The 18623-nt window shown below is 71.0% G+C and carries 19 protein-coding genes; 11 read left to right on the top strand and 8 right to left on the bottom strand.

The features are described 5' to 3' along the window. Positions 1–94 precede the first annotated feature (94 nt). Positions 95–544 carry a PLD nuclease N-terminal domain-containing protein gene (locus ACZ53K_RS07510; protein WP_468832742.1) on the bottom strand — a complete coding sequence of 150 codons (450 nt, stop codon included), beginning with the start codon at positions 542–544 and terminating at the stop codon, positions 95–97. A gap of 88 nt (positions 545–632) precedes the next feature. On the opposite strand from ACZ53K_RS07510, the gene ACZ53K_RS07505 reads away from it, so the two are divergent. Next, a complete protein-coding gene (locus tag ACZ53K_RS07505) occupies positions 633–2096 on the top strand; it encodes a menaquinone biosynthesis decarboxylase (protein WP_468832741.1) in 1464 nt (487 codons plus the stop codon). Further along, complete coding sequence (gene mqnP, locus ACZ53K_RS07500; protein WP_468832739.1) at positions 2093–3016, top strand: menaquinone biosynthesis prenyltransferase MqnP; 924 nt, start codon at positions 2093–2095, stop codon at positions 3014–3016. The genes ACZ53K_RS07505 and mqnP overlap by 4 nt, the downstream gene beginning before the upstream one ends. 88 nt (positions 3017–3104) lie before the next feature. Here mqnP and ACZ53K_RS07495 read toward each other — a convergent pair whose 3' ends face one another. After that, positions 3105–3701, bottom strand: coding sequence for a rhomboid family intramembrane serine protease (locus ACZ53K_RS07495; RefSeq protein ID WP_468832738.1), 597 nt, complete (start codon positions 3699–3701; stop codon positions 3105–3107). Positions 3702–3868: 167 nt separating this feature from the next. Between ACZ53K_RS07495 and ACZ53K_RS07490 the strand changes: the two genes are divergently transcribed. Further along, entirely contained in the window at positions 3869–4540 is a 672-nt protein-coding gene (locus ACZ53K_RS07490; RefSeq protein WP_468832813.1) for a UbiX family flavin prenyltransferase, read from the top strand. Here ACZ53K_RS07490 and ACZ53K_RS07485 read toward each other — a convergent pair. Further along, the gene (locus ACZ53K_RS07485) at positions 4537–4671 is read right to left on the bottom strand and encodes a hypothetical protein (RefSeq protein WP_468832819.1); all 135 of its coding nucleotides are present in this window, start codon (positions 4669–4671) and stop codon (positions 4537–4539) included. The two genes, ACZ53K_RS07490 and ACZ53K_RS07485, sit on opposite strands and share 4 nt — an antisense overlap. A gap of 131 nt (positions 4672–4802) precedes the next feature. On the opposite strand from ACZ53K_RS07485, the gene ACZ53K_RS07480 reads away from it, so the two are divergent. From ACZ53K_RS07480 to ACZ53K_RS07460, 5 genes are all read left to right on the top strand, one after another. Beyond that, positions 4803–5261, top strand: coding sequence for an Lrp/AsnC family transcriptional regulator (locus ACZ53K_RS07480; RefSeq protein WP_468832737.1), 459 nt, complete (start codon positions 4803–4805; stop codon positions 5259–5261). Between the two features lie 167 nt (positions 5262–5428). After that, the gene (gene mqnE, locus ACZ53K_RS07475; protein ID WP_468832811.1) at positions 5429–6595 is read left to right on the top strand and encodes an aminofutalosine synthase MqnE; all 1167 of its coding nucleotides are present in this window, start codon (positions 5429–5431) and stop codon (positions 6593–6595) included. A 78-nt stretch (positions 6596–6673) separates the two neighbouring features. Continuing rightward, the gene (locus ACZ53K_RS07470) at positions 6674–7198 is read left to right on the top strand and encodes a GNAT family N-acetyltransferase (protein ID WP_468832735.1); all 525 of its coding nucleotides are present in this window, start codon (positions 6674–6676) and stop codon (positions 7196–7198) included. A 144-nt stretch (positions 7199–7342) separates the two neighbouring features. Then, positions 7343–7633 (top strand): DUF4229 domain-containing protein, encoded by a 291-nt coding sequence (locus ACZ53K_RS07465; protein ID WP_468832734.1) that lies wholly within the window; start codon positions 7343–7345, stop codon positions 7631–7633. A gap of 422 nt (positions 7634–8055) precedes the next feature. Continuing rightward, on the top strand, positions 8056–9429 hold the full coding sequence (locus ACZ53K_RS07460; RefSeq protein ID WP_468832732.1) for a dicarboxylate/amino acid:cation symporter: 1374 nt from the start codon (positions 8056–8058) through the stop codon (positions 9427–9429). A gap of 78 nt (positions 9430–9507) precedes the next feature. Here the strand turns inward: ACZ53K_RS07460 and ACZ53K_RS07455 are convergent, their stop codons facing one another. Continuing rightward, a complete protein-coding gene (locus ACZ53K_RS07455) occupies positions 9508–10395 on the bottom strand; it encodes an alpha/beta fold hydrolase (RefSeq protein ID WP_468832731.1) in 888 nt (295 codons plus the stop codon). A gap of 139 nt (positions 10396–10534) precedes the next feature. Between ACZ53K_RS07455 and ACZ53K_RS07450 the strand changes: the two genes are divergently transcribed. Continuing rightward, a complete protein-coding gene (locus tag ACZ53K_RS07450) occupies positions 10535–11197 on the top strand; it encodes a TetR/AcrR family transcriptional regulator (protein ID WP_468832730.1) in 663 nt (220 codons plus the stop codon). Between the two features lie 21 nt (positions 11198–11218). Here ACZ53K_RS07450 and ACZ53K_RS07445 read toward each other — a convergent pair whose 3' ends face one another. Next, on the bottom strand, positions 11219–12118 hold the full coding sequence (locus ACZ53K_RS07445) for a MaoC family dehydratase (RefSeq protein WP_468832728.1): 900 nt from the start codon (positions 12116–12118) through the stop codon (positions 11219–11221). Positions 12119–12431: 313 nt separating this feature from the next. Between ACZ53K_RS07445 and ACZ53K_RS07440 the strand changes: the two genes are divergently transcribed. Continuing rightward, positions 12432–14441, top strand: a complete 2010-nt coding sequence (locus ACZ53K_RS07440) for an AMP-dependent synthetase/ligase (RefSeq protein ID WP_468832727.1) — start codon at positions 12432–12434, stop codon at positions 14439–14441. A 121-nt stretch (positions 14442–14562) separates the two neighbouring features. On the opposite strand, the gene ACZ53K_RS07435 is transcribed toward ACZ53K_RS07440, so the two are convergent. From ACZ53K_RS07435 to ACZ53K_RS07425, 3 genes are all read right to left on the bottom strand, one after another. Beyond that, positions 14563–15792 (bottom strand): lipase family protein, encoded by a 1230-nt coding sequence (locus ACZ53K_RS07435; RefSeq protein ID WP_468832726.1) that lies wholly within the window; start codon positions 15790–15792, stop codon positions 14563–14565. A gap of 83 nt (positions 15793–15875) precedes the next feature. After that, positions 15876–16958, bottom strand: coding sequence for an AraC family transcriptional regulator (locus tag ACZ53K_RS07430; protein ID WP_468832724.1), 1083 nt, complete (start codon positions 16956–16958; stop codon positions 15876–15878). A gap of 182 nt (positions 16959–17140) precedes the next feature. After that, complete coding sequence (locus ACZ53K_RS07425) at positions 17141–17344, bottom strand: cold-shock protein (RefSeq protein WP_003984261.1); 204 nt, start codon at positions 17342–17344, stop codon at positions 17141–17143. 250 nt (positions 17345–17594) lie between these two features. On the opposite strand from ACZ53K_RS07425, the gene ACZ53K_RS07420 reads away from it, so the two are divergent. Further along, complete coding sequence (locus ACZ53K_RS07420; RefSeq protein WP_468832723.1) at positions 17595–18494, top strand: menaquinone biosynthetic enzyme MqnA/MqnD family protein; 900 nt, start codon at positions 17595–17597, stop codon at positions 18492–18494. Positions 18495–18623 lie beyond the last annotated feature (129 nt).

Raw genomic sequence — 18623 nt, 5'->3', positions numbered from 1 at the left:
GGCCACTTTCCTCGCTCCGGGGCGGCCGGGCAACGCACGGGACGTGATCAGGCCGGTGTGTCCGGGGCGCGGGGGAGTGCCGGCCGGCGGAGCGTCAGCCCTTCGGCGGCGGGTTGTTCCCCTCGCCGTCCGACGAACCGTTTTCCTTGCGCCGCAGCTCTTCCTCGCGGCGCCGCAGATCGGCCTCCCAGTCCTTCAGGACGGCCTCGTCCTTCTTGCCCTCCTCTTTCTTGCCCTCGTCCTTGAGCGAGCGCAGGAAGTCGGGGTTGTCGTCCGGCGCGACCCACTTGGGGGCCGGGCCGCGTCCGCCGCGGGGCCACGGCGACGCGCCGCCGCCCCCGGGGCCGCCGGCGTGCTCGCGTCGGGGCCGGCCGGCGACCAGCCAGGCGACCGGCCCGATCAGCACCTCGCCGAACAGCAGGATGATGAAGACCCAGGCGATCTTCGGCAGCCCGCGTACCTGGTTCTCCGGCGTGTTCAGGCAGTCGATGAACGCATAGATCCACAGCGCCAGGATCAAGAGGAACGGCAGATACCTGAGCATTGCGGAAGCAGCCCCCCAGAGCTGACGGGCGGGCCTCGGCGGGGCCCGGTGACCCGTCCAGGGTAGTGCGTACCGGATACTGGAACGCATGGCTTATGACGACCTTCGCTCGTTCCTGCGCGCGCTCGACCGGGAGGGCGACCTCAAGCGGATCAAGGCCGAGGTCGACCCGCACCTGGAAGTCGGCGAGATCGTGGACCGGGTGCAGAAGTCCGGCGGGCCGGCGCTGCTCTTCGAGAACGTCAAGGGCTCGTCGATGCCGCTGGCGATGAACGTGTACGGCACCGACCGCCGGCTGCTCAAGGCGCTCGGCCTGACGTCGTACGACGACATCAGCGACAAGATCGGCGGCCTGCTCAAGCCCGAGCTGCCGCAGGGCTTCGTCGGTGTGCGCGAGGCGTTCGGCAAGCTCGCGAACATGACGCACGTACCGCCGAAGAAGGTCAAGGGCGACGGCGCCCAGGTCCAGGAGGTCGTGCTCCGGGGCGACGACGTCGACCTGGACACGCTCCCCGCGCTGTTCACCTGGCCGCAGGACGGCGGGTCGTTCTTCAACCTGGGCCTGACCCACACCAAGCACCCGGAGACGGGCGTACGGAACCTGGGTCTGTACCGCCTCCAGCGCCACGACAAGCGCACCATCGGGATGCACTGGCAGATCCACAAGGACAGCCGCAACCACTACCAGGTGGCCGCCAAGCGCGGCGAGAAGCTGCCGGTGGCCATCGCCTTCGGCTGTCCGCCCGCCGTTACCTACGCCTCCACCGCGCCGCTGCCCGGCGACATCGACGAGTACCTGTTCGCCGGGTTCGTGCAGGGCAAGCGGATCGAGATGGTGGACTGCAAGACCGTGCCGCTCCAGGTCCCGGCCAACGCCGAGGTCGTCCTGGAGGGCTGGCTGGAGCCGGGCGAGATGCTGCCGGAGGGCCCCTTCGGCGACCACACCGGCTTCTACACGCCGCAGGAGCCGTTCCCCGCGCTGACCATCGACTGCGTCACGATGCGCAAGCGCCCGCTGCTCCAGTCGATCGTGGTCGGCCGGCCGCCGACGGAGGACGGGCCGCTGGGCCGCGCCACCGAGCGGTTCTTCCTGCCGCTGCTGAAGATCATCGTGCCGGACATCGTGGACTACCACCTGCCCGAGTCGGGCGGCTTCCACAACTGCGCGATCGTCTCGATCGACAAGAAGTACCCCAAGCACGCCCAGAAGGTGATGCACGCCATCTGGGGCGCGCACATGATGTCGCTGACCAAGCTGATCATCGTGGTCGACGCCGACTGCGATGTGCACAACCTGCACGAGGTCTCCTGGCGGGCCCTCGGCAACACGGACTACGCGCGCGACCTGACCGTCGTCGAGGGGCCGGTCGACCACCTCGACCACGCCTCGTACCAGCAGTTCTGGGGCGGCAAGGCGGGCATCGACGCGACACGCAAACTCCCCGAGGAGGGGTACACGCGGGACGGCGGCTGGCCGGAGATGGTCGAGTCGGACACCGCGACGGCGGCGAAGGTCGACCGCCGCTGGAAGGAGTACGGGTTCCAGTCATGAGCGCCGATTCAGCGACACCGGATCTCTTCGCCCCCGAACCCGCACCGCCCGGCCGGATCAAGGCGTTCCTGCGGCTGGTGATGATCGAGCACTCGGTCTTCGCGCTGCCCTTCGCCTACATCGCCTCGCTGACCGCGATGCACGGGTCGGACAAGAGCGTCCACTGGGGCGAGCTGCTGCTGGTCACCGTCGCGATGGTCGGCCTGCGGACGTTCGCGATGGCCGCCAACCGCATCATCGACCGGGAGATCGACGCCCGTAACCCGCGCACCGCGGGCCGTGAGCTGGTCACCGGCGCGGTGAGCGTACGGTCCGCGTGGACCGGCGCGCTGGTCGCCGTGGTGTTCTTCCTCGGCGCCGCGGCGCTGCTCAACCCGCTGTGCCTGGCGCTGGCGCCGGTCGCCGTGATCCCGATGGTGGTTTACCCGTACGGCAAGCGGTTCACGAACTTCCCGCACGCGATACTGGGCCTCGCCCAGGCGATCGGCCCGATCGGCGCGTGGATAGCCGTCACGGGGTCCTGGTCCTGGGACGCGGTGATACTCGGGCTCGCCGTCGGCGTCTGGATCGGCGGCTTCGACCTGATCTTCGCCTGCCAGGACGTGCAGGCCGACCGGGCGCACGGTGTGAAGTCCGTACCGGCCCGCTTCGGCATCCCGGGGGCGCTGTACGGCGCCCGCGCCTGCCACGCCGTCACCACGGCGCTGCTGGTCTGGTACGCGCTCGCCACCCACGCCGGGGCGTTCTTCTGGCTCGGTCTGGTGATCGTCGTCGGTGCCTTCCTCTACGAGCACACCATCGTGCGCCCGCACGACCTGTCCCGGCTGAACCGGGCGTTCTTCCAGGTCAACGGGTTCATCGGGATAGCGCTGTTCGTCTGCGCGCTGCTCGATCTGTTCGTGCGCGGTCTGACGCTCTGAGCCGCGGCGCTCCGGGGGCGGCCGCCTCCGGAGCGCACTGCGCCCGGAGGCGCCATCGCGCGGGCCGGACGCCCGGTCGCCCACGGGATCAGCCGGCGTCCACGCCGGATATCCGCTCGGCCGGACGCTGCCGGAAGACGAACGCCGCCAGGACGCCGCCGACCAGCCCGAAGAGGTGGCCCTGCCAGCTGATGCCGCTGTCGGTGGGCAGCGCGCCCCACAGGATCGAGCCGTAGACCACGGCGACCAGCGCGCCGAGGGCGATGTCCAGGGGCTTGCGGTCGATGAAGCCGCGTATCAGGAGATAGCCGAAGAGGCCGAAGACGACGCCCGAGGCGCCGGCCGTGTTGCTGCCGGCGGGGGCGGTCAGCCAGACGCCCAGGCCGCTGGTCAGGGCTATGAACAGGGCGACCCCGAGGAACCGGCGCAGGCCGCTGCGGAACGCGGCGAGAAAGCCCAGGAGCAGCAGCGGCAGCGTGTTGGCCGTCAGGTGTTCGAAGCCGAAGTGCACGAAGGCGGCGGGCAGCACGTCGGCCAGCTCGCTCATCTCGCGCGGCTGCACGCCGAAGGTGTCCAGCGCGTTGCCGGAAGCGGCGTCGGCGATCTCCAGGACCCACAGCAGGGCGACCCAGCCCAGCATCAGCGCGGCGGCGGGCTTCGCGCGCTCCAGTGCTCGCGTCATCATCTCCCGGCACCTCCCCTTCCCCGTTCACCGGAACAAACGGCCGTGCGGGGTCCGATGGTTCCGCCGGATAGGCTCGAACCGTGGAACCGCAGGACAACAACCCCAGTCAGCCCGGTGTCACAAGGCCCGGCGGGCACTCCGCCCGGCCGGCCGCCGGGTCCGCCGACGTGCCCCGCCGCCCTTGGGTGGTGGGTGTCTCCGGCGCGTCCGGCACGCCGTACGCGGCCTCCGTGGTGCGCGGACTGCTCGCGGCCGGCGAGGCGGTGGATCTGATCGTCAGCCGGGCGTCGCGGCTGACGCTGCTGGACGAGACGGGCATCTCCTTCCGGGACGCGCACTGGCGCGCGGACCTGCGGGAGTGGCTGGCGCGCGGCGCGGACGGCAAGCCGGGGACGTTCGATGTCACGGACGCCGATCTGGACCTGGTGCGGTACTGGCCGGCCGGTGATCTCGCCGCGGGGCCGTCGTCGGGCTCGTACCCGGTCAAGGGGATGCTGATCGTGCCGGCGAGCACGGCGTGTGTGGCGGGGGTGGCGCTGGGCCTGTCGAAGGACCTGCTCCAGCGGGTGGCGAGCGTGACGCTCAAGGAGCGCAGGAGGCTGGTGGTCGCGGTGCGGGAGACCCCGCTGAACGGGCAGACCCTCAAGCACCTGGTGACGCTGGACGAGGCGGGCGCTGTCGTGCTGCCCGCCTCGCCGGCGTTCTATGCGGGAGCGACGCACATCCAGGATCTGGTGGACTTCGTCGCGGGCCGGGCACTGGATGCGGCGGGTGTGCCGCACCGGCTCTACCGGCGCTGGGAAGGGGAGCTGGGCTCCGCGTCCAAGGAGGCGGACTAGCGCTTCTTGGAGGTACGGCCGAAGCGGCGCTTGCTCTCGGTGGGGGCAGCGGCCGGACGGTGGGCACGAGAACGATTGGCCAGGTCCTGCAGCTCGCGCATACGGGCGTAGGCCATCTCGATCGAGTACACGGTGACATCTCCTGTGAAAGATCGTCTTTGATCAACTGGGATTGACGGTTCTACAGGGTTGCAGCCCCTGTATGCCTTAGATTCTACATGTAAAAGCCGGGATTGCTGAGTGAATGGAAGGTCAGGGGCGTATGGATGCCGTAGATAGGCAGCTCATCCAGGCACTGCGGGAGAACGGCAGGGCCTCGTACGCGGAGCTGGGCCGGCTCGTGGGCCTGTCCGGGCCCAGCGTCACCGACCGGATCAACCGCCTGGAGGCGGCCGGCGTGATCACCGGTTACCGCGCGACCGTCGACGCGGCCTCGCTGGGCCTGGGCGTCACCGCCCTGGTCGGCATCTCCCTGTCGGACGCGGCCGACCACGAGGACGTGGCCATGCGGCTGCGCGACCTCGCGGAGATCGAGGACGCCTGGTTCATCGCGGGCGACGACTCGTACATGCTCAAGGTCCGGGTCGGCGACGTGGACGGGCTGGAGCGCACCATCCGCAGGCTCTCGGGCACCAAGGGCGTCTCCCGCACCCGGACCACCATCGTGCTCTCCACCAAGTGGGAGAACCGCGTCGGCGAGCTGCCCGAGGACACCCCGTAGGGCGGCGGCCCGCGGAACGACACGCGGGAACACCCCGCTCCCGCGCCTGTACGGCGGGCTCCCGGCCGTACAGGCATGGGGGCCCGGTGGGGCCGGGAAACGGGAGAGTACGCTCGGTGAAGCCCGATTTTGGCAGAGATATGGGAGGCGGCCGGATGACTGCATCCATGGATGTGGGTCTCAAGCGCGAGCTGGAGGACAAGGTCCGGTCCGGGGAGCGGCTGACCCGCGAGGACGGCATCGCCCTCTATGAGTGCGACGACCTGGCGTGGCTGGGCGGACTCGCCCACGAGGTGCGCACGCGCAAGAACGGCGACGTCGTGCACTTCAACGTCAACCGTCACCTCAACATGACCAACGTGTGCACCGCCTCGTGCGCGTACTGCTCCTTCCAGCGCAAGCCGGGCGAGAAGGACGCGTACACGATGCGCATCGAGGAGGCCGTCCGCCTCGCCAAGGCGATGGAGGGCGACAACCTCACCGAGCTGCACATCGTCAACGGTCTGCACCCGACCCTGCCGTGGCGCTACTACCCGCGCTCGCTCAGCGCCCTCAAGGAGGCGCTGCCCGACACGGTCTCCCTCAAGGCGTTCACCGCCACCGAGATCCACCACTTCGAGAAGATCTCCGGGCTGCCCGCCTCCGAGATCCTCGACGAGCTGATCGCCTCCGGCCTGGAGTCGCTGACCGGCGGCGGCGCCGAGATCTTCGACTGGGAGGTGCGCCAGCACATCGTCGACCACGACACCCACTGGGAGGACTGGTCGCGCATCCACCGCCTGGCGCACGAGAAGGGCCTCAAGACCCCGGCCACGATGCTGTACGGGCACATCGAGGAGCCCCGGCACCGTGTCGACCACGTGCTGCGCCTGCGTGAGCTGCAGGACGAGACGGGCGGCTTCCAGGTCTTCATCCCGCTGCGCTACCAGCACGACTTCGTGGACATGAAGGACGGCAAGGTCCGCAACAAGCTGCAGGCGCGCACGACGATGGCGACCGGCGCCGAGGCGCTGAAGACCTTCGCCGTCTCCCGGCTGCTGTTCGACAACGTCCCGCACGTGAAGGTCTTCTGGGTCATGCACGGCGTGCAGACCGCGCAGCTCGCGCTCCAGCACGGTGCCGACGACATGGACGGCTCGGTCGTCGAGTACAAGATCACGCATGACGCGGACAATTACGGCACGCCGAACAAGCTGACCCGTGACGACCTGCTGGACCTGATCCGCGACGCGGGCTTCCGGCCGGTCGAGCGCAACACCCGCTACGAGATCATCCGGGAGTACCCGGGCCCGGACGCGGAGCGCCGCGAGGCACCGCAGCCGATGCGCGTGTGACGCGAGGGGCCGGTGTGACGCCAGGGATGCGCGTGACGCCGGCGGCGGGTGTCACCCGAGGCGATTAGGGTCCGGACCATGGATCTCCGCTTCGACCTCGACCCCGCCGTCACCCCCGAACTGACCGACGGCATCCGAACGCTGTGGGCCGAGGTGTCCAACGCGGGCGGTGCCGTCGGTTTCGTCCCGCCGGTGACGGCCGAGGACGTACGCCCCGACCTGCTCAGCCACCTGGTGGCGATGTCGGAGGGCCGCGCCCGGCTGCTCGTGGGCCGCGACGAGCGCGGCCGGGTGCTCGCCACCGCCTTCCTCCACCTCAACCAGCACCGCCTGATGAAGCACTGGCTGTGGGTCTACACGGTGATGGTGCACCCCGCTCTCCAGGGGCAGGGCGCGGGCAGCGCCCTGATGGCGGCCGTCGACGAGGCCGCCCGCGCGACCGACGGCGTCCAGGGCATCCGCCTCACCTGCCGCGGCGGCAGCGGCGTCGACCGGTTCTACGCCGCCTGCGGCTACAAGGAGGTCGGCCGGGTGCCGTCGGCGATCAAACTGGCCGACGACGATTACCGGGACGACATCACCATGTGGCGCGAACTGGCGTGACGCGCGCCACCGGCGCCACCGGCCGCGCGCCGGGCCCGGCGCCGCGGGTCCGCCGCCACGGCAGGGGCCCTAAAAGATCACGAATCGGGCTGTGCTTGACTGGATGCAGACCCTTTCGGTTGTCGTCGTGAAGAAGGTCCGCCCGTGAGTAGCCAGAAGTTCGCCACGCTCCGCTACACCGCCCTGCGCCTGGGGATCTTCGTCGTGTGCTTCGCGCTGGTCTGGGCGCTGGCGTACTTCCACGTCATCCCGCTCGGCGTGGGCAGTTCCAACGCCGTATGGCTGCTGCTGCTCGCGATCGTGATCTCCGCGCCGCTGAGCTTCGTGCTGCTGCGCAAGCAGCGGGACGCGATGTCCGAGCAGATCGTGTCGAAGGTGGACAGGCAGAAGGCCCGTATCGCGGCCAGCGCCCGCCAGGAGGACGGCCTCCTGTAGCCCCGTGGCCGCCGTACCGCGTCCGGTCCGCCCGCGCCGCGAGGCGCCGCACAGCAGCTGAACCGACGGATGCCCCGCCGTGGAGAAACCCCTCCACGACGGGGCATCGCGCGTAACACGCGCCACTCCGTACATATTCCTCCCGTCCTGCCCAAAGAAATTCTTTGGGTTCCCCAAAGTTCAAGTGTTAACGTATTCGGCATGAAGACAGCAGCAGCGCACCACCACTCCACGGGCGTCCCGCTCGTGGCGCGCCTGCACGTCGATCTTTGCCGCTGCATGTCCGCGGCCTGTTGCCGCCGCTGACCTTCCCGTCACCGCAGCGGCCGGAGATCCCGTACGGACTTCGATACGGACCTCCTGTCTCCTGGCGCTGTCCGCCGTTTCCTTCCCGACGCCTGTCTGTCCCCGGAGTGTGTCCGTTGTCCACCACGTCGTCCGAGACCCCGCGGTCCGCCGAGACCGCCAGATCCTCCCGCCGCATACCCAAGGTCCCGTTCTGGGCCCAGATCCTGCTCGGCCTGGTCCTCGGCGTGCTGCTCGGCTGGATCGCCAAGAGCGGTGACATCTCCTGGCTGAAGACCACCCTCGACACCATCGGCGACCTCTTCGTCCAGCTGCTCAAGCTGGCCGTGGCACCGCTGGTCTTCTTCGCCATCCTGGTCTCGATCACCAACCTGCGGCAGGTCAACAACGCCGCCCGGCTGGCCACCCGCACCCTGCTGTGGTTCATGGTCACCTCGCTCATTGCGGTCGCCATCGGCATGGCGATCGGCCTGGTCAGCGACCCCGGCGCGGGCACCGGACTGACCCCCAAGGACGGCAAGCTCCCGCAGCACGCCGGCTCCTGGATCGACTTCCTGACCGGCATCGTGCCCAAGGACGTCATCACGCCGTTCACCGAGCTGAAGGTCATGCAGATCGTCTTCATGGCGACGGTGGCCGGTATCGCGGCGCTGAAGCTGGGCGACCGCGCCGAGCCGGTGCTGCGCCTGAGCCGCTCCGCGCTGGAGCTGCTCCAGAAGGCCCTGTGGTGGGTCATCCGCCTCGCCCCGATCGGCTCGCTCGGCCTGATCGGCTACGCCATCGCGGACTACGGCTGGGACCTGATCAGCAAGTACGCGACCTTCACCGTCGACATCTACGTCGGCTGCGCGATCGTCCTGTTCGGCGTCTACCCGCTGCTGCTGTCGGTCTTCGCCAAGGTCAACCCGCTGCAGTTCTTCAAGGGCGCCTGGCCCGCCATCCAGCTGGCGTTCGTCTCCCGCTCCTCGGTCGGCACCATGCCGCTGACCCAGAAGGTCACCGAGCGCCTGGGCGTCCCGAAGGAGTACGCGTCCTTCGCCGTGCCCTTCGGCTCGACGACCAAGATGGACGGCTGCGCCTCGATCTACCCGGCGCTCGCGGCGATCTTCATCGCCCAGATCTTCGACGTCGACCTGGGCGTCGGTGACTACATCCTGATCGCCTTCGTCTCGGTCATCGGCTCGGCGGCCACCGCCGGCCTGACGGGCGCCACCGTCATGCTGACCCTGACCCTGTCCACCCTCGGTCTCCCGCTGGAGGGCGTCGGCCTGCTGATGGCCATCGACCCGATCCTGGACATGATGCGGACGGCGACGAACGTGGCCGGCCAGGTCGTCGTGCCGATCCTGGTCTCGGCCAAGGAGAAGATCCTGGACCGCGAGGCGTATGCCCGTGCCGCCGGCGTCGATCTGGAGGACGGCGCGGTCGGCGACGCGGAGCCGGCTGAGCAGAAGGTTTCGGTGCCGGCGCCTGCCGGGGCCCGGGCCTGACGCCACATTCCGACGCCGGGCGGGCCGGGGAGCGATCCCCGGCCCGCCCGGCGTTTGGCGTGCGCCCGGTCTGATTCCTCAGTCCACCTTCGCCGTGAGCGCGAGGACCGCCTCCGCCAGCGGCCCCTGGACCTCCGGTGGCAGGGCGTGGCCCATGCCCGGGATTTCCGCGAGTTGCGCGCCGCGGATGACCTGGGCGAGGTGGTGCGGGTGCGGTGGCGGGAAGACCGGTTCGGCGGGGGCGCTGATGACGAGGGCGGGGACCCGGTTGGCGGCCAGGGCTTCGGTGCGCAGCATGCCGGAGTGGTCGGCGCGGGCGGGGGCGGTGGAGACGTCGTAGCGGCCGGTGTGTTTGATGATCCGGCGTTCCAGGGCGCGGAAATGGCCGGGGTCGAAGGGGAGCTGTCCACCGCTGAGGACCCGCCAGTGTTCGACGCGCCGGTCGAGTTCGGCTTCCAGGCCGTGGTCTTCGACGGGGCGGGCCCACATCTCCAGTACCTCCGGCGCGATGCCGGGCAGTTCGGCGGCGGGGACCCGGGTGCCGTCCGGGCGGGTGTACGGGGTCGTGCTCAGCGCTGAGGTGCCCATCAGGGTGGCGCTGAGCACCCGGCCGGGGTGGTCGGCGAGGACTATTTGCGTCAGCATTCCGCCGAGTGACAGGCCCACCAGGTGCGCCTGCTCGACCCCGAGGCCGTCGAGGACGCGGACGATGTCCTGCGCCAGGTCCGTGATGCGGTACGGCCGTTCGTCGAAGGACCAGGTGGAGCGGCCCGTGTCGCGGTGGTCGTAACGGATGACCCGGTGGTGGACGGCGAGCGCGTCCACGAACGGCTCCGGCCAGCCCAGGCCGGAGGCCTGCGCACCCATGACGAGCAGCAGCGGGGGCGCGTCGGCCGGTCCGCGCTGCTCGGTCCACAGGTGCACGCCGGGGGCCGCTTCGATGTATTGCTGGTGCGCCTGGTGCATGGGGAGGTCCTTCCGTCGCACTCAACGAGGCGATACGTATCGTCTCGTAGGGGATGCGATCACGTCAAGAGGCACCGGACAAGGCGGGAAAACGTAAACTTACTTGGCGGTAAAGGGGTGGGACGGAAGGGCAATTGGCGTGGGAGCTGTGAAGAGCAAGCGAATGCCGCGGGCCGTACGGGAGCAGCAGATGCTCGACGCGGCCGTGCTGACCTTCGCGCGGCGCGGATACCGGGCGGCCTCGATGGATGAGATCGCCGAGGTGGCCGGGGTGTCGAAGCCGCTGGTCTATCTGTATCTGAACTCCAAGGAGGAGCTGTTCAGTGCCGTGATCCGGCGGGAGTCGACGGCGCTCGCGGAGGCCGTACGGGCCTCGGTGGAGCCGGATGTGCCCGCGGACCGGCAGCTGTGGAGCGGGCTGAAAGGATTCTTCGCACATACGGCCGAGCATCCGGACGGCTGGGCGGTGCTGCACCAGCAGGCCCGTACGCAGGGCGAACCGTTCGCGGTCGAAGTGGCCGCCATGCGGGCGGAGATCGTCGAGTTCGTCACGGCGATGATCGGCGCGGCGGCACAGGAAGCGGGTTGCGATCGCGAACTGGCCGCGCGCGAAGTGTCCGGCCTGGCGCACGCCCTGGTGGGCGCCGCCGAATCGCTGGCCGACTGGGCCAACGCGCGCGGCAGCCAGGCGGCGTCGGGGGAACGCCCGTCGGCCAAGGACACCGCGGCGACGCTGATGAACTTCGCCTGGGCGGGGCTGGGCCGGCTGATGGGCGGAGAGCGGTGGTCGCCGGGCGGGTGAGGGGGCGCACGCCCCCGGGCGTCATACGTCCGTTTCGACCCGCCCCTCCAGGTGGACGCGGGGCCGCCCGTCCGGGCCGCCGCGGAGCTGGAACGCGCCGCCGTTGCGCGTGGTCTCGTACGCGTACGCGACGGTGGCGGGCAGCAGCACCGGGGCGCGGAACTCCGCCGATATGCGCAGCGTGGCCGTACCCGGCAGCACCGCCTCGGCGGCGCAGCGCGCGAAGGTCCACATGCCGTGCGCGATGGCGCGCGGGAAGCCGAGCGGGCGGGCCGTGAGCGCGTGCAGGTGGATCGGGTTGTAGTCACCGGAGACGGCGGCGTGACGGCGGCCGAGGTCGGCGGGCAGGCGCCAGCGGGCGCGTACGGGCAGTTCGCGGGGGCCCGGGGGCGGGGGATCGAGGCGCCGGGCCCCCTCGCTCCCCGCCGTGCGGTGCCGGGCGAGGTAGGTGCTGCGATCGTGCCACACCAGTGCTTCCGCGCGGCGCGCCTCGGTGGTCATCACGACCTCGGTGCCGCGGCGGTGCGGCCGCAACGCGCTCGCGTACACCGCCAGTTCGAGGGTGTCGGTGGGGTGCAGCGGCGCGTACTGGGTGATCTCGATGGCGGTGTGCACCAGGCCGAGCATCGGCAGGGGGAAGTCCCGCGCGCTCATCAGCCGCGCGGCCAGCGGGAATCCGAGGATGTGCGGATAGGTGACGGGCAGCGGCTCGGTGGCGTCGTACCCGCAGACCCGCGCATAGGCGGCGGCCCGGCCCAGCCCGATCCGTACGGAGGGCAGGGCGAGTCGGGTGCGCGGCAGGGCGGCGTGCGGCCGGGGGTGCTTGCCGAAGCCGGTCAGTACGCCCTTGGCCAGTACGGGCATCAGCCGTGGCGGGCGGGACAGGCCGGTGGTCGCGCCGCCCGGCGCGTCGGCCGCCATCAGGCACCCGGCCGGTGCGGCGCGGGCAGCGGGTGGCCGGTGCGAGGGGTGCGGAGGGGGCCCGGGGCCGAATCGGTGGGAGGAAGACGGTGTTCGGGCATTGGCCAACTCCTGGTCCTCGCGTAAGTTAACTTCGAAGTAAGGTTACTGTCGGGTCAGGTGTTGGTCGAGAGCGCGGGTCCGCGCTCCGCGCGCCGTTCACGGCCACCGAACGAGCCTGCTCCTTGGGCCCGTTGAGGTCCGCCGGCCGCCGCGCCGAGTGTCGGCCGCCGCGCCGCGCGCCCTACGCCCACCGTGAGACGAGGAGCCGCTCGTGTCCAGTCAGCAACGGCAAGTCGGGCCGCCGGCGCCCGCTCCGGTGGAACCGCGCACGCAGACGCGGGACGGGGTCGTGCGGGAGGTGGCCGTACCTCCGCTGGTGCCGCCGGTGCGGACCGGTTCACTGGGAGACATCCCCTTCGACAACACCGCGCAAGCGCCCGGCGAGGTGGTGCTGGCGCGCAAGAAGGCGGGCCGGGAGGCCGGGGGCGCGTGGCGGGACGTGAGCGCCGCCGAGTTCGCCGCCGAGGTGCTCGCCGTGGCCAAAGGGCTGATCGCGCACGGGCTGCGGCCCGGCGACCGGCTGGCCATCATGGCCCGTACGACCTACGAGTGGACGCTCGTCGACTTCGCCGCCTGGGCGGCCGGGCTGGTCACCGTGCCCGTCTACCCGACCTCCTCGGCCCACCAGGCGCACTGGATCCTTCAGGACTCCGGGGCCGCGGCCTGTGTCGTGGAGAGCGTCGAGGAGGCCCGGCTGGTGAGCGGCGTACGGTCCGGGCTGCCCGGACTACGGCACCTGTGGCAGTTCGACACCGGCGCCGTGCCGCAGATCGTCGCGGCCGGGCGGCCGGTGCCGGACGCGCTGGTGGCCGAGCGGCGCGCGGCCACCGGCCCCGCCGACATCGCCACCCTCGTGTACACCTCCGGTACCACCGGCCGTCCGAAGGGCTGCGTCCTGACCCACGGCAACTTCTTCGCCGAGGTGGACAACGCGGTCGAACTGCTGCACCCGGTCTTCAAGTCGGTCAGCAGCGAGCCCGCCTCGACCCTGCTCTTCCTGCCCCTGTCGCACGTCTTCGGCCGGATGGTCGCGGTCGGCTGCCTGCGCGCCCGGGTACGGCTCGGCCACGCGCCCAGCATCCGTACCGAAGACCTCCTCGCCGACCTGGCCGCCTTCCGGCCGACGTTCCTGCTCGCCATCCCCCACGTCCTGGAGAAGGTCTACAACACCGGCCGCGCCACGGCCGAGAAGATGGGCCGGGCCGCCTCCTTCGACCGCGCCGCCGCGGTCGCGCAACGCTACGGGGAAGCCGTCGAGGCGAAGGAACACGGCACCGGCAGCGGCCCCGGCGTGGCGCTGAAAGCCGCCCGGCGGATGTACGACCCACTGGTCTACCGCCGCATCCGCGCCGCGCTCGGCGGCAAGGTCCGCTACGCGATCTGCGGCGGCTCCCCGCTCGGGCACCGCCTCGCGGCCTTCTACGCCGGCGCGGGCATCGAGATCTTCGAGGGGTACGGGCTCACCGAGACCACCGCCGCGGCCACCCTCACCCCGCCGCTGCGGCCCCGTATCGGCACGGTGGGCTGGCCGCTGCCCGGCACGGCCGTACGGATAGCGGAGGACGGGGAAGTGCTGCTGCGCGGCGGGCAGGTCTTCACCGGGTACTGGGACGCCGCGACCGGCGGGCCGCTGCCGGCCGGGGACGTGGACGAGGCCGGGCGCGGCGGCGGGAACGGCAAGGCCTACGGGGGCGGATTCGGGGACGCGGGCGGGAACGGCAACGGCGGCTGGCTGGCGACCGGTGACATCGGGGCCCTGGACGCGGACGGCTATCTGACCATCACCGGCCGCAAGAAGGAGCTGATCGTCACCTCCAACGGCAAGAACGTCGCCCCGGCCCCGCTGGAGGACCGGCTGCGGGCGCACCCGCTCGTCGGCCAGTGCATGGTCGTCGGCGACAACCGCCCGTACATCACCGCGCTGGTCACGCTGGAGCCGGACGGGCTGGCGCACTGGCGGCAGATGCGGAAGAAGCAGCAGGTGCCGATCGCGGAACTGGTCCGCGACGAGGCGCTGCTGGCCGGGATCCAGGACGCGGTGGACGACGCCAACCAGCTGGTCTCGCGCGCCGAATCGATACGCCGCTTCACCGTGCTGCCGGTCGACTTCACGGAGGAGGCCGGCCACCTCACCCCGTCCCTGAAGCTGCGGCGGGCCGCCGTCGCGCGCGACTTCGCCAAGGAGATAACGGAGTTGTACGCGCCGGAATCCCCATACTGATGCCCCGTTAACTGACCCCCGGGTAACCTCGGAGATGCCCGGCCCGGCAGACTGGAACCCCGTGTCACCTCTGTGGGGGAAGTGGCACGGGGTTCCTCTTCGTATGCCTGCCGCCGCCGGCTCAGCCGCAGTTGCCGCCCGCCGGCTTCCCGGCGAAGCGGCCCGCCAGCCAGTCGGCGGCCGGTACGGCGCCCGCGATCGCGCCGACGACGTGCTCACCCAGCGGGATCGCGGCCCACCGCACGTCGGCGCCCTCGGCGCACCAGTCCGCGCGCAGCCGCTTGCCGACGCCGTACGGGATCAGCTCGTCGAGCGTGCCGTGGTAGAGGAAGACCGGCGCGTCCGGCGTACGCGTACCGAGGCCGGACTCCCGCAGCCGCTGCTGCCAGTCGGCTTCGTACAGCGGGTTCCGCACCGTGACGTCGGAGATCTTCTTGAAGGCGCCGGCGATGCCGTCGATCGCCACGCAGTTGCGCTTCATGAAGCCGACGTAGTGCCGGCCCTTGTCGTTCAGGTACTTCGCCAGATCAAGCTCGGGGAAGGCGGCGTCCTGGCCGACGGCCGCCATCAGGATCAGGCCCGCGCCCACGTTGCCGTTGTTGAAGTCGGCGACCTTGAGCAGGTCCGCGGGGACGCCGCCGGCCGCGGTGCCCCTGACCTTCAGTTCGGGGGCGTACGTACCGTGCAGCTCGGCCGCCCAGCCGGCCGCCTGCCCGCCCTGCGAGTAGCCCATGATCCCGACGGGGGAGTCCTCGGCGACGCCCGCCCGCACCGCACCGGGCAGCCGCTGGGCGGCGCGTGCCGCGTCCAGGACGGCCTGCCCCTCGGCGCGGCCGACGGTGTACGTGTGCTCGCCGGGTGTGCCCAGGCCCTCGTAATCGGTCACGGCGACCGCCCAGCCGCGGGCCGTGAGCTGCTGGATGAGGTTGGCCTCGACGGTGGTGCCCTTGGGGAAGCCGGCCGAGGGCGCGCACTGGTCGGCGAGGCCGACCGTCCCGACGGCGTAGGTGACCAGCGGGCGCGGTCCGGTGCGGCCGTCGTCCGGGACGATGACGGTGCCGGAGACGACGTTCGGGGTGCCCTTGGCGGTGGTCGAACGGTATTGCAGGTGCCAGGCGCGGGTGCGGGTCGGCTGGCCCGGGAGCGGGTGGAAGGACGTGGGTGAGGACGCCACGACGTCGCCGGGGCGCGCGGCCGCCTGGGTGGCCGGCTGCGGGGCCGCCGGGGCGGACTGCGCGGTGGCGGCGGCGTTCGTGAGGCCGAGCGAGAGGGTGAGCATCGTGACGGCGGTGACGGCGGTGGTGCGCAGCGCGCGGGACGCACGCCGGTCATGGGGGGTGTGGGGCACCATGCGGCTCTCCCAGGGGTCCGGAGGACGGGGTACTTGGGGTGACCGTAGTGACTCACGGGTAAGTATGGCGCTGACCAGGACGCTCAGCTTTGCTGACCCGGAAGGGCAGCGGCGGGCGGACGCAGCCGGTACGCGCCCGGCGTGGTCCCCGTCCACCGCCGGAACGCGCGGTGGAAGGCGGTGTCCTCGGAGAAGCCGAGCCGCGCAGCCAGCGCCGCGATCGGCTCCCGGCCCGCCATCAGCGAACTGATCGCCGCGTCCCGGCGCACCGCGTCCTTCAGCCGCCGGTACGAGGTCCCCTCCTCCTGGAGCCGGCGGCGCAGCGTCGCCGGGCTCACCGCCAGCCGCGCCGCGACTTCGGCGGCCTCGGGCAGCCGGGCCGGGCCCGCGGCGCGCAGCGCGAGCACGAGCGTGCGCCGCACCCGTTCGGCGACGGTCGTGCCGTACTCCCGGCGGCTGAGCAGGCCGGCGGGGGCGCGCCGCAGCATCGCCGTCAGCGCCGCCTCGTCCCGGACGACCGGCGCCGCCAGCCAGTGGGCGTCGAAAGCCGCCGCGGTGTACGGCGCTCCGAAATGCACCGCGCAGCCGAACAGGAGTTCGTATTCACGTGCGTGTGCGGGGGCCGGATGGGCGAAGCGGGCGTGGCGCAGCGGGATGTGCCGGCCGATGAGCCAGCTGGAGAGCCGGTGCCAGATGATCATCACGGACTCGGCGAGGAAGGTGGCCTCGGGGTACGGGCTCAGGTCGGTACGGATCGAGAACTCGGCGGGAGCGGGGCCGGTGGCGCTATCGGTGCCGGTACCGGGAGACTCCACCGGCACCGTCACCGCCATCTCCGGCCCGCCGGGGAACAGCCCGTAGAACCGTACGGCCCGCTCCAGCGCCGTACCGAGATCCGGGCAGCCCAGGCAGGTGAGGCCCATCATGGCGAAGGTGCCGCGGCGGCTGGGCAGCGGCCCGAGGCCCAGGAACTCGTCGTCCGTCGCCCGGTGCAGCTCCGTGACCAGCCGGGCGAAGCGGTCGGCGGCGACCCGCGTCCGCTCGTCCCCGAGCAGCAGCGGCGAGATCCGCGCCGCCTGCAGCAGCGGCACGGTGTCCACACCCATCCGCCGCGCACCGCTCAGTACGGCCCGCACATGGTGCACCGCGATGGTCGGCCCGGTCATGACCCTGCACGGTAGCCGCGGGGGCCGAAGAGGTCAGCAGGGCCGGAGCGCCGAAAATCCGCCTGCCCGCATTCGAGCGGCGGCGTGCGGGAAAGGCAGGAGCCCCGTCCCCTTCCCCGAAAGGAAGGAGCGGGGCTCCTTGGGTACTGCTAAGTCGACCGCGATCGGTCGGACCGGGCAACTCAGACCGGCGTGACGTTCTCCGCCTGCGGACCCTTCGGGCCCTGCGTGACGTCGAAGTTCACCTGCTGGTTCTCCTCCAGGGAGCGGAAGCCAGAGGCGTTGATCGCAGAGTAGTGAACGAAGACATCCGGGCCGCCGCCGTCCTGGGCGATGAAGCCGAAGCCCTTTTCAGCGTTGAACCACTTCACGGTTCCGGTAGCCATAAGCCCTCCTTGGGCCAAAGGGTTGCCCTGCTCCAGAACCTGCAAGAAGTCTGAAAACTACAAAAGCCTGCGGCGTCACATGCTCCGCAGGCTCTGTACTGCAAGGGAAACCAAACTGCAACTTGCGCTGAGCGTAGCACGGGGCGCTTGGAGGGCGGAAGAGCCAAAGATCACGTTTACCCGTGCAGTGCGGCGGCCATAGGGCGGCCCCGCCGCGCCGCTCGGCACACACCGGGTCTAGCCTCCGCATGTGGACAATTCAACCGTTGGAGACGCATCCGCAGGAGCCGCAGCCGACCACCGTCGCAGCCGGCCGCGGGTGGGCCACATCCAGTTCCTGAACTGTATGCCCCTGTACTGGGGCCTCGCGCGTACGGGCACGCTGCTCGACCTGGAGCTCACGAAGGACACCCCGGAAAAGCTCAGCGAACAGCTGGTGCGCGGCGATCTCGACATCGCGCCGGTCACCCTCGTGGAGTTCCTGCGGGCCGCCGGCGACCTGGTCGCCTTCCCCGACCTGGCGGTCGGCTGCGACGGGCCGGTCATGTCGTGCGTGATCGTGTCGCAGAAGCCCCTGGAGGAGCTGGACGGGGCTCGGGTCGCACTCGGCTCGACCTCCCGTACGTCCGTACGACTGGCCCAACTGCTGCTGGCCGAGAAGATCGGCGTCAATCCTGACTACTACACCTGCCCGCCCGACCTCGGCCTGATGATGCAGGAGGCGGAGGCGGCGGTGCTGATCGGGGACGCGGCGCTGCGCGCGAACCTGCACGACGCGCCGCGGCTCGGCCTCCAGGTGCACGATCTGGGCCAGATGTGGAAGGAGTGGACGGGGCTGCCGTTCGTCTTCGCGGTCTGGGCGACCCGGCGGGACTACCTGGAGCGCGAGCCGGTCGTCGTACGCAAGGTGCATGAGGCGTTCCTGGCCTCCCGTGACCTGTCGCTGGAGGAGGTCGGCAAGGTGGCCGAGCAGGCCGCGCGCTGGGAGACCTTCGACGAGCAGGTGCTGGAGCGCTACTTCACGACCCTGGACTTCCGTTTCGGCCCGGAGCAGCTGCGCGGTGTGACGGAATTCGCCCGCAGAACGGGAGAATCCACCGGCTATCCGGCGGATGTCCGGGTGGACCTGCTGGAGAACCCGCGGGGCTAGCCGCAGAACCCGCGGGCCCGCCGGCGAACCAGCGGGCCCGGCTCCCGATTCCGGCGGCGAATTCCGCGCGTACCGGAGGATGCGTGAGCGGTGCCGAGAGGTGTGCGAAAAGCATACGAAAGGATCGCG

This window comes from Streptomyces sp. NPDC033221, assembly GCF_055577005.1.
The sequence above is the reverse complement of the archived record's forward strand: the minus strand, read 5'-3'. Positions and strand labels throughout refer to the sequence as shown.

What these genes read in the sequence shown, in the direction of transcription:
- mqnP (WP_468832739.1), top strand. Translation starts at nt 2,093, where the DNA reads ATGAGCGCCGATTCAGCGACACCGGATCTCTTCGCCCCCGAACCCGCA.
- ACZ53K_RS07425 (WP_003984261.1), bottom strand. Translation starts at nt 17,344, where the DNA reads ATGGCTACCGGAACCGTGAAGTGGTTCAACGCTGAAAAGGGCTTCGGC.
- ACZ53K_RS07495 (WP_468832738.1), bottom strand. Translation starts at nt 3,701, where the DNA reads ATGATGACGCGAGCACTGGAGCGCGCGAAGCCCGCCGCCGCGCTGATG.
- ACZ53K_RS07445 (WP_468832728.1), bottom strand. Translation starts at nt 12,118, where the DNA reads ATGGCGGCCGACGCGCCGGGCGGCGCGACCACCGGCCTGTCCCGCCCG.
- ACZ53K_RS07505 (WP_468832741.1), top strand. Translation starts at nt 633, where the DNA reads ATGGCTTATGACGACCTTCGCTCGTTCCTGCGCGCGCTCGACCGGGAG.
- ACZ53K_RS07470 (WP_468832735.1), top strand. Translation starts at nt 6,674, where the DNA reads ATGGATCTCCGCTTCGACCTCGACCCCGCCGTCACCCCCGAACTGACC.
- ACZ53K_RS07510 (WP_468832742.1), bottom strand. Translation starts at nt 544, where the DNA reads ATGCTCAGGTATCTGCCGTTCCTCTTGATCCTGGCGCTGTGGATCTAT.
- ACZ53K_RS07430 (WP_468832724.1), bottom strand. Translation starts at nt 16,958, where the DNA reads ATGACCGGGCCGACCATCGCGGTGCACCATGTGCGGGCCGTACTGAGC.
- ACZ53K_RS07435 (WP_468832726.1), bottom strand. Translation starts at nt 15,792, where the DNA reads ATGGTGCCCCACACCCCCCATGACCGGCGTGCGTCCCGCGCGCTGCGC.
- ACZ53K_RS07455 (WP_468832731.1), bottom strand. Translation starts at nt 10,395, where the DNA reads ATGCACCAGGCGCACCAGCAATACATCGAAGCGGCCCCCGGCGTGCAC.
- mqnE (WP_468832811.1), top strand. Translation starts at nt 5,429, where the DNA reads ATGGATGTGGGTCTCAAGCGCGAGCTGGAGGACAAGGTCCGGTCCGGG.
- ACZ53K_RS07480 (WP_468832737.1), top strand. Translation starts at nt 4,803, where the DNA reads ATGGATGCCGTAGATAGGCAGCTCATCCAGGCACTGCGGGAGAACGGC.